The sequence below is a fragment of the Catenibacterium sp. co_0103 genome (genome assembly GCF_004168205.1).
GTDB lineage: Bacteria > Bacillota_I > Bacilli_A > Erysipelotrichales > Coprobacillaceae > Catenibacterium > Catenibacterium mitsuoka_A.
Genome location: NZ_RCYB01000072.1, coordinates 1 through 10,449 on the forward strand (window position 1 = coordinate 1; position 10,449 = coordinate 10,449).

General features: G+C 34.8%; 6 protein-coding genes, 1 pseudogene and 1 riboswitch. Of the genes and pseudogenes, 1 reads left to right on the plus strand and 6 read right to left on the minus strand.

Annotated features, from left to right (window positions below; translation table 11 throughout):
- Nucleotides 1–80: 80 nt before the first annotated feature.
- The 6 genes from EAI80_RS10060 to EAI80_RS10085 form a co-directional block, all read right to left on the minus strand.
- The gene (locus tag EAI80_RS10060) at nt 81–1,412 is read right to left on the minus strand and encodes a glycoside hydrolase family 32 protein (protein WP_129981911.1); all 1,332 of its coding nucleotides are present in this window, start codon (nt 1,410–1,412) and stop codon (nt 81–83) included.
- A gap of 10 nt (nt 1,413–1,422) precedes the next feature.
- Nucleotides 1,423–3,300 carry a sucrose-specific PTS transporter subunit IIBC gene (locus tag EAI80_RS10065; RefSeq protein ID WP_129981912.1) on the minus strand — a complete coding sequence of 626 codons (1,878 nt, stop codon included), beginning with the start codon at nt 3,298–3,300 and terminating at the stop codon, nt 1,423–1,425.
- A 117-nt stretch (nt 3,301–3,417) separates the two neighbouring features.
- Entirely contained in the window at nt 3,418–4,398 is a 981-nt protein-coding gene (locus EAI80_RS10070; RefSeq protein ID WP_192924047.1) for a LacI family DNA-binding transcriptional regulator, read from the minus strand.
- A 1-nt stretch (nt 4,399) separates the two neighbouring features.
- Nucleotides 4,400–7,606 (minus strand): SNF2-related protein, encoded by a 3,207-nt coding sequence (locus tag EAI80_RS10075; protein ID WP_129981913.1) that lies wholly within the window; start codon nt 7,604–7,606, stop codon nt 4,400–4,402.
- 64 nt (nt 7,607–7,670) lie between these two features.
- The gene (gene murB / locus EAI80_RS10080; RefSeq protein ID WP_161220329.1) at nt 7,671–8,666 is read right to left on the minus strand and encodes a UDP-N-acetylmuramate dehydrogenase; all 996 of its coding nucleotides are present in this window, start codon (nt 8,664–8,666) and stop codon (nt 7,671–7,673) included.
- Between the two features lie 38 nt (nt 8,667–8,704).
- Complete coding sequence (locus tag EAI80_RS10085; protein WP_129981915.1) at nt 8,705–9,883, minus strand: phosphoribosylaminoimidazolecarboxamide formyltransferase; 1,179 nt, start codon at nt 9,881–9,883, stop codon at nt 8,705–8,707.
- 38 nt (nt 9,884–9,921) lie between these two features.
- Nucleotides 9,922–10,007, minus strand: a riboswitch (ZMP/ZTP riboswitch).
- Between the two features lie 163 nt (nt 10,008–10,170).
- Here EAI80_RS10085 and EAI80_RS10090 point away from each other — a divergent pair.
- Nucleotides 10,171–10,449 (plus strand): annotated as a pseudogene (locus EAI80_RS10090) (helix-turn-helix domain-containing protein); the annotation flags it as partial.

Below are 10,449 nucleotides of genomic sequence, written 5' to 3' on the forward strand. Positions count from 1 at the left end.
AAGAAATAAGGGGTGAGATTCACCCCTTACTGCGTGATAATTAAAATTTAGGAAACCCCTAGTTATTTTAAATTACCTTCTTAGTCAATAGCTTTTAATTGATAAGCAGTCATATCAATTTTTTTATTACTTATAATTTCAATAGTATCTGAATTGTTGTAAATGCGTGTAGTAAAGGCATAAGCACCATCATTGATGAATAACTCTAAGGAAGATGTGTCGCTAAACAAAGTCATATTATTCATTTCAGGAATTTTAATGTGTTTCACACCACGACCTGAACCGCTTTTATTCATATCGATAGTGAGAAGACCATCTTCATAATTCATATTTACACCTCTTAAATGAAGTTTGAATGACTGAGGGAGGTCAGTTATATGACATTCAAAGCAAGACGTATTCATTGTAAGAGATGTTCCATGTACTTCTTTCTTCTCTTCTCTTAAAGACTTATATTCTTCAATAGGAAACTGATAGAGTCTACCTTCATGCTCAGTAATCTCTCTAAAGAGAGTGAAGGCATGTTGACGTCCTTCTTCTATGGTAGGATTTGTATAATCAATATCAGGAAGCCCCATCCAACCTGCCATGATCATACGACCTTTTTCATCTTTGAAGAACTGCTGGGCATAGATATCAAACCCATGATCAAACTCGATAAAGTCCTCTAAAACGCAATCCTTCTCTAAATCTGCTGTAAGAGGAAAGTATCCATTTTGATAAATAGCTTCATAATCATAGTTATGGCTTTCTAGTCCCTGAGGACAACAGAATAAGAACTTCTTCTTTTCAAAACTTAAATAATTCGGACATTCCCACATATAACCAAAAGGTTTATGGTAGTCAACAGTTTTCATGTAATCCCATTTCTTTAAATCTTTTGATGAATATAAAATCACACAACCATGTGAATCAAGGGTTCTTGCTCCTAGAACCATATAATACATACCATCATTTTCATAAACGTAGGGATCTCTTACATGACAAGACATGTTTTGAGGATAATCCTTGTTGTAAAGCACAACTTCCTTATGATCTAATACAAGCCCATCCTGTGAATCAACCTTCATCACATTATGTTCTCTACCTGCATTGATATAATCATAATCACCAGGCAGCTTTACATTACCAGTATAGAAATAACGTAATAATCCATGATCATTGAAGCAGCACCCAGAATAAGCACCACCCTGATCATGAGGATGATCAGGAGAGAGGGCAATCCCCTCATCCTGATAGTGAAGGAAATCTTTAGTGGTGAATTGTTTCCAATACTTTAATCCACCTTCAGGTTCGTAAGAATACTGATAATAGATGTGATATACTCCATCTTTTTCTACAAGACCATTAGGATCATTCATCCATCCAGATATAGGTTCTAGATGATATTTTAGTTTGTACATTTCCTTCATAAGAATCTCCTTATGCAGCCTTAACTTCTACAACTGGATTCGCTATTTCTACAACATCTGTTTTAGCATCAACAGCACCACTCTTAATTAAGTTCACTGCTTTGCCATTTGTAATAATTACTGCAGTCGCAGTTTCTTTACCAGCTGCTTCAATAGCCTTTAAATCAACATCAACGAGTAACTGACCTTTCTTTACTTTGTCACCTTTTTTAACGTGCATAGTGAAAGGTTCACCATTTAATTCAACAGTATCTAAACCAATATGTACAAGAATTTCTGTACCATCATTTGTCATTAAACCAAATGCATGCTTAGTAGGGAAAGTCATAGTCACTTCAGCATTCGCTGGTGCATAAAACTTACCATCTTCTGGGAATACGACGAAACCATCACCCATAGCTTTAGAAGCGAATGTTGGATCGGGACATTCGGTAATAGAAGCGACTGTGCCTTTCATAGGTGCAGCAAAGTTTTCGTTTTTAGCAGGAGTTTTACCTTCTACATTTCTTTTGTGCAGGATACAAGTAACAATGAATGCCACTACGATTGCAAGAACCATACCAATACCATAGTTACCCCAGCTTTCTGGTGGAATAGAAAGGAAACCAGGAATACCAGCAGTACCTACAGCACTTGCAAGAGTCTTAGTGCCTGCAATCCAAGCTGAACCAACAGCAGAACCACAGATAGCACCAATGAATGGATATTTAAGTTTTAAGTTAACACCGAACATTGCAGGTTCAGTAATACCAAGTAATGCTGAAATACCAGATGCACTACATAGTGATTTCTGTTTAGGATCTTTAGATAAGAAGAATACAGCTAATACTGCAGCACCCTGAGCAACGTTACTCATTGCTGCGATAGGGAAGATGAATGTTCTATGTGCTGCACTTGCAAGCAACTGTGTTTCGATTGCGATAAAGCTCTGGTGCATACCAGTAATAACGATAGGTGCATATAAGAAACCAAAGATTGCTCCACCAACAGGGCCTAATGAGAAATATAACCACTGTAATCCATTTGCAAGTACATTACCTGCTTCTCTTAATACAGGACCAACAGCTAGGAATGTAATAAATCCAGTAATTAATACGGATAATAATGGTGTCGTTAAGTTATCTAACCAAGAAGGGGTAATTTTATGTAACTTAGTTTCTAACTTTGCAATTAACCAAGATACAAATAAGATAGGAAGAACTGTTCCTTGATAACCTACTGCAGCAACCTTTAAACCAAATAGGTTCCAGAAAGGTGTTGCTACTTTACCATAGTTGTAACAGTTTAATAAATCAGGGTGTACCATGATCATACCCATGACAGCACCAAGATATGGGTTACCACCAAATTTCTTAGTAGCACTAAATCCAACAAGAATTGGAAGGAATGTGAATGCTGCATTAGAGAATAAGTTAATGATTGTCGCAAAGTCTTTCCACATTGGATAAGCTTCAATCAAACTCTTATTCGCAAAGAATAATCCCTGTGCAGTTAATACGTTATTGATCCCCATCAATAAACCACCAGCAACGATGGCTGGAACGATAGGTACGAAGATATCACTTAATGTCTTAACAGCACGGCTGATTAGATTTCCCTTCTTTTCTACAATCTCTTCATCAGCCTGATCTTGAGAGTCCATACCTAATTCTTTTAATACTTCATCTGTGACAAGGTTCACAGTACCACTTCCGAAGATGATCTGGAACTGTTCCTGGACAAGGAATGTTCCCTTAACTCCATCTACAGATTCTAAAGCTTTTTCATCTGCCAATGATGGATCCTTCAACATCAATCTTAAACGTGTAGCACAATGAAATGCCTTTTTGATGTTCTTAGGTCCGCCAACATGGGAGATGACTTCTTTTGCGACTTTATTGTAGTCCATTGAAATTTCCTCCTTTATCGGTGTGTTACCGATTCCACATCTGTATCATATATTAAGCGTAAACACTTGTCAGCAAAAATATGAAACCGATACCACATTTTTTTCAAAAAAAAAGCATCAGATACTTCTGACGCTTTCTCCTTCTATAAATGTGAAGTCAATAAGTGTAGCACGTTCGACCTCTTTTTCTTCAATCATATCAAGAATAATCTGTCCAGCCATCTGACCAGCATGAGCATAATGGAACTTAATAGTTGTAAGAGCTGGGGACATTACAGTAGAAGTCCAATAACCACCAAATCCAGTCACTGAAACATCCTCAGGAATACGTAAACCGTGATCTTTTAGAACCTTCATACATCCCATCGCAATTGTATCTGTTGCACAGATGATGGCAGTAGGGCATGTATGATTCTTTAAATAATCATTAAGTTTATCCATCGTCTTTTCAGCAGAGAAGTCTGTTTCTAGAAAATGAGGATGTACATCCTGTAATCCATCATAAACACCCTGTCTACGAATCACTCCTACAGCTACATCTTTTCGGTTTACTCCTGCATATACAACATTCTTATGACCATTAGAATAAATATACTCACCTATCTTATAGCCTGCTTCATAATCATTGTTAATAACACTCACACCATCATCATAAGCCTGAGCCATAAAGACAATAGGAACAGAACTCTTAGAGGCAATATCTCTATGTGCCATTGTGATAGAAGTGGCAAGGAGAATAATACCATCCACTCTTAATTGTATAAGTTTAGTAATGGACTTGATTTCATCGAGCTCATCATGATTAGTATTAATGATGATTGTCGTATAATGATGCTTCTTTAAGAACTGATCAATATTCATCATCATACGACTAGAAGCATATGAAGTAAGAGTAGGGCATACAATACCCACAGTATGTGTCTTGTTGGCTTTTAAATTTGCAGCAAGCACATTAGGTTCATAATCGTATTCTTTTACAATCTTCTCTATCTTCTGCCGTGTTTCTTCTTTTACATAGCCGCCATTAAAATAACGAGAAACAGTTGTTTTAGACACACCTGCAACTTTTGCAATATCGGCCATAGTCATCTTCTTCATGTTAATCCACACTAAATAAACTCATGATTTCTTCACCACTCATAGTCGTAATAGAACCACTGTTACCTTCCACAAAACGATCAGCTAAATCCTTCTTAGCTGCCTGTAATGTCTGAATCTTTTCTTCAATAGAATCAGCCATAATCAACTTATATACAAATACTTTATTCTTCTGTCCAATACGATATGCTCTATCTGTTGCCTGGTTCTGTGCAGACATATTCCACCAAGGGTCAAAGTGAATAACACCTTCTGCTGCAGTAAGGTTTAAACCAGTACCTCCTGCTTTTAAACTAATTAAGAAGACTGTTGTATCATCATTCTGATAAGCATCTACTAAACCTTTACGATCTGCTTTATCAGTATCACCAGTCAACATATAATAAGATGTCTTACTCTTATCTAATTCTTTAGCAAGAAGATTCAATAAGCTCTTAAATGATGAGAATACAATAATCTTCTTGTTATTATCTTTATATGTCTGAATAATATTTAAACATGCTTCCATCTTAGAAGACATATGTTTTACATCATCAAAGACAATACGAGGTTCACAACAGATCTGTCTTAACTTTGTCAACATCGCAAGAATCTGAATACGGTCCTTAGAACCATCTAAAGTCTTTAACAACTGATTAGCCTGTGCTAAATGAGCTAAATAGAGCTTCTTTTCATCTTCACTGAAGTCTACAAGTACAGTATTTTCAATCTTATCAGGTAAATCTTTTAATACTTCATTTTTCGTACGTCTTAATACAAAAGGTGAAATCATCTTCTGCAATTGTGTCTGAACCTCTTCATCATGATCCTTTACAATAGGTGCTTCATAATGAGATTTAAAATAACGATAGTTATATAAATAGTCTTTATTTAAGAAATCAAAGATGGACCACAATTCAGCAAGTGAGTTTTCAATAGGTGTACCAGTTAATGCATAGCGTTGTTTACCTTCTAGTGATTTAACTGCAATCGCATTCTTAGTCTTCTGATTCTTAATATACTGTGCTTCATCTAAAACAATAAAATCAAATACAATATCCTTATATTGTTCATAATCCTTACGAATATAATCATAAGAAGTAATCATCACATCAAACTGCTTATAGTTTTTAATAATCTCTTTACGTTCCTTTGCACTTCCCATTACACAAGTCACCTTTAAATGAGAAGAGAACTTATTAAACTCATCCAACCAGTTTAAAATCAATGAAGCAGGACAAATGATAATAGAAAAGTGATGTTCATTACTTTCTAATAAACTCATAATCTGGATTGTTTTACCTAAACCCATATCATCTGCAAGAATACCACCAAAATGTAGATCATTCATAGTAGAAAGCCATTGGAAACCTTCTTTCTGATAATCTCTTAAGATGGCATCATAGCGTTCATTTAATGCATGTTTATGATGTGTATAGTTCTTTAAATGATCCAATACATCCTTAAATGATTCTTCACGATTGACCTGTACATACTGGAAGTCCTGTGTTGCTAAGTCCATTTGATGTGCTCTATTTAGATTTAAATCAATTGTACCATCTTCAGAAATATCTTTAGGTAGAATATGATACTGATCCATCATATTACCTAACTCATCTAATTCATGTGTATCAATATATAATAACTGACCATTCTTTAAACGATGATAACGTTTCTTTTTCCTATGACTTGCAATAATATTAGCTAATTCTTCTTTAGGCACATCTAAAGAATCTAAGTCCATTTCTAATAGATTATGAGAGACCTTAATACCAACAGATAAGTTCATAGACTTCTTAGAACCAATCGCTTGTAAAGAATCAGATACATAAACATCTGTCATCTTATTAAGATGTCCTAAACCATCATGAATCATATCTATTGTTTCATCGCGATGTGTATCAAAACGCATAGGTCCTGACATATCATCAGGATTATATTTCTCTAAGAAACTAATAATGAGATCTGCTTTTAAAGAATGAGGTACATCTTCTTTAAGAAGATCATGTGTTCCATCCTCATATGTTCCAATTAGGCTAACTAAAGCATATTCATCTTCATCTACATCTGCATAGATTTCTAGATGTGATTCTTCTTGGATTGTATCCTCTAAACCTACATACTCAATATATTTCTTTGTAGGAGAAATAATATAACGAGTAAAGTTTTCTAACTGTTCATGCGCTACATAAAGACGCTGTAATGTATCAAAACGATTCAATAACTCAATAGTAACACCCTGTTTATCGAAAGGATAACGAGTGATAGTGAATTCTGAAGGTGTATATTGATATAAACATTTTTTTCCAGAAAAATAAGGTGCTATATTTGTTTCTAGTTCTAGAATTGTATCATGTTTATCTTTAGTCACTGATACCATAGGATGTAATTCACCCTCTATACATTTAAAAGCATGTAAAGATGCAGGAATAGTTGTAAGTAACTCCCATAAAGCATCAATATTCTCATTGTCAATAAATAACGTATTATTATTAGCAAGATGAGAATGATAGAATCTCAGAATGAATTGGTAAATCTTTTTAGATGGTTCATCTAGAATATCAGGATTATGAACAAAAGATAACGTCTTTCCATAAGCATGATATTCATTATTTTGCATTTGTGATACAAAGTTAGGAATACTCTTTACAATATAATCTCTTTCACGTCCTACCTTAAATGTGATATTAAAATTCCATCCATCTGCACGAAGCAGCTTTAAATGAACGGGTTTAGAACTTACAGGTGTAAACTGATTGACTAACTGATTCTTAATATAATCAGTCAATGCATTGGTTTCCTTTTCTCTTTCCATTCTTCTAAATTCAGCCATCTGCTGTTCCCATAAAAGACGTTCTCTCATAGCACTTTTCTTTTCTTCCTGTGCACGCTTTTCTAAATCAACAGCATAACGATAAGGGAATGTATTGGGAGATAACTCCTGAACCTTTAAAATAAGGGCTCCTATATGTCCACAGGCCGTATATTCATCAGCATATATACAATTACAGTCTGTTGATACTATTTTAGAATTGGGATTCACAAGAACACGGGGAAGATAGATATTACCATTAATCATAACTTTACCAGATATATGATAATAACCACGATTATCTATAGTGATAGAAACATTTACAACATAATCTCTTCGATAATATTCTCGTGCAATATCACGGTTACGTGCTCTAGATACAACACGTTCAAATTCATTGTCAGTGATAAATAACATAGCAATTCCTCCTAATCTAACTAATTATATCATAAGAAAGAACACAAAAAAACTGGAATAAATCTTATTCCAGTTCAACAGGTTCCTGTTTTAGAGTTAGACCATATTTCTTTTCAATAATAGAAACAATTTCTTCTCTTGCCTGTTTTAAGTGAGCATAGCTTTGTGCACTTTCATTAATTAAGATCAGTGCAGCTTCTTCTGATACACGCATACCATAAAATGATTTACCCTTTAATCCAGCATGGTCTATTAACCATCCAGAAGGGACTTTATTACCTTCCCAGACAGGAACATTCATATTTCTTAAACGTTCTGCTTCCTGATCATCTAAATATACATTCTTAAAGAATGATCCAGAACTTGCCATTTCTTCTGGTTTAGGTAACTTAGACCAACGTATTTCAGTAACCATCTCTCTAATAGATTTAGGAGAAAAATCAGTAATCTGATGTTCTTCTACATAACTTTGTAAAGAAGTATAGAAAGGAGGAGTAAGTCTATCATGACTTAAATGAATTCTTATAGAGATAATCAAATAACGTCCAGCATCTTTACCCTGATTAAAGATGCTTTGTCTATAACCTAGATTCATATCTTCTTTCTTAATAGTGACATACTTCTCTTCCTTTAAATCATAAGCATGCACAGACTCTAATACCTGTTCTATTTCCTGACCATAAGCACCTACATTTTGGACAGGTGCAGCACCGACAGTACCAGGAATAGCACTTAATGCTTCAATACCAGATAAATTCTTTTTTGTAGTAAAAGCAACTAAATCATCAAGTAGTTCTCCACCCATTGCGTCAATCGTCAATTCATCAATAAAACGTATACCTTTAATACGGTTTAAAAGAATAACCCCCTTGAAACCTTCATCTTTTCCAATTACATTACTTCCTGTACCTAGAATAAATACAGGTAATTGACGTTCTTTCGCAAATAAGTAAGCTTTTTCTGCATCTTCTACGGTCTCTAATTCAATCACATAACGCGCTAGACCGCCTAGGCGCATTGTAGTGAGTTCTTTAATTTTTACATTCTCATTAATTTTCATAAAGTGCATTATAACACAGTTACAACAAAAGTAGGGGATTAATGATGGAATAATCTTTGATGAGTAAATGCGAGTACCATATCATACTTATCACAAGTATCGATAACATGATCATCACGGATAGAACCACCTGGTTCACCTACATACTTCACACCACTTTTATGAGCACGTTCAATATTATCTCCAAATGGGAAGAATGCATCACTACCTAGTACGACATCTGTATTCTTCTTTAACCATTCTTTCTTTTCTTCTCTAGTGAATACTTCTGGCTTTACTTTGAAATAGTTCTGCCATACATCATCACCTAGCACATCTTCATAATCATCTGATACATATGCATCAATTGTATTATCCTTTTCAGCACGTTTTAAACCATCAGCAAACTGTAAACTTAATACCTTAGGATGCTGACGTAAGAACCATACATCTGCCTTATTACCAGCAAGTCTTGTACAATGAATACGAGACTGCTGACCAGCTCCAATACCAATAGCCTGACCATTCTTGACATAACATACGGAATTAGACTGTGTATATTTTAATGTAATCATAGAAAGGATTAAGTCATGTAACGCATGTTCAGGGATATCTTTATTTTTAGATACAACATCCTTAAACATTTCTTCATTAATCACACAGTTATTTCTACCTTGCTGGAATGTAATACCAAATACTTGCTTAATTTCTACTGGATTAGGTACATAGTGAGGATCCATCTGTAATACACAATAAGTGCCTCTTCTTTTCTTCTTAAGTATTTCTAATGCTTCTTTTGTATAACCAGGGGCAATAATACCATCACTGACTTCACGATTAATAAGCTTAGCAGTTACTTCATCACATACATCAGAAAGAGCACAGAAATCACCATATGAACTCATACGGTCACTACCTCTTGCTTTAATATAGGCATTTGCGATAGGACTTAACACTTCGGCACTTTCCTTTACAAAATACATCTGTCTTTCTACTTCAGTTAAAGGTGTCCCAATAGCTACACCAGCAGGAGATACATGCTTAAAACTTGCAGCACAGCTCATATGAGTTGCTTCCTTTAATTCCTTCACTAACTGCCAGCTATTAAAAGCATCTAATAAGTTGATATAACCAGGTTTACCATTTAAGACAGTAAAAGGAAGTTCTCCTTCTTCCATAAATACCTTAGCAGGTTTCTGATTAGGGTTACAGCCATACTTTAATTCTAATTCTTTCATAGATTCCTCCAAAAAAAGAAGCCGACACATACTCCAGGCTTCTTTGCCCAGACGGTCGGCTTCTTCATTTGATTTATTATACTCCCTGTGGTCAATTCCACTTCCGTCAGTCATATAACTAATGTCATTATAGTGAAAAGATTGTTATAAAACAAGTATTTTCATTATATAAAAATAGAATGTCTGATTCCAATGTGATAATGTCTCAATGTATCCAAGTTGATATTGTCCCAATTGGGACAATATCAACTTGCCGTGTTAAACTATAACCTCCGTGGGAGGTTATTATGAGAAAGGTTGAATTGAGAATGAATGAACAGAATAAGTATGAAATAATTAAGAAGCTTGTAGACACAAATGGAAACAAGAAGAGAGCAGCTACTAAGCTTGGCTGTACTGTAAGAACCATCAATAGACTTATCATTAAATATAAAGAACAGGGAAAGAAGGGTTTCGTGCATGGCAACCGTGGAAGACTGCCTGCTTCTACAGTTCCTTTGGATATAAAGAATAAGATCATCTCTCTTTATATCAATGATTTCTCTGATGCAAACTTCACTCACTTC

Excerpts from the sequence above, each read along its gene's own strand:
- EAI80_RS10070 (WP_192924047.1), bottom strand. The coding sequence starts at position 4,398 with ATGAAGAAGATGACTATGGCCGATATTGCAAAAGTTGCAGGTGTGTCT.
- murB (WP_161220329.1), bottom strand. The coding sequence starts at position 8,666 with ATGAAAATTAATGAGAATGTAAAAATTAAAGAACTCACTACAATGCGC.
- EAI80_RS10085 (WP_129981915.1), bottom strand. The coding sequence starts at position 9,883 with ATGAAAGAATTAGAATTAAAGTATGGCTGTAACCCTAATCAGAAACCT.
- EAI80_RS10060 (WP_129981911.1), bottom strand. The coding sequence starts at position 1,412 with ATGAAGGAAATGTACAAACTAAAATATCATCTAGAACCTATATCTGGA.
- EAI80_RS10065 (WP_129981912.1), bottom strand. The coding sequence starts at position 3,300 with ATGGACTACAATAAAGTCGCAAAAGAAGTCATCTCCCATGTTGGCGGA.
- EAI80_RS10075 (WP_129981913.1), bottom strand. The coding sequence starts at position 7,606 with ATGTTATTTATCACTGACAATGAATTTGAACGTGTTGTATCTAGAGCA.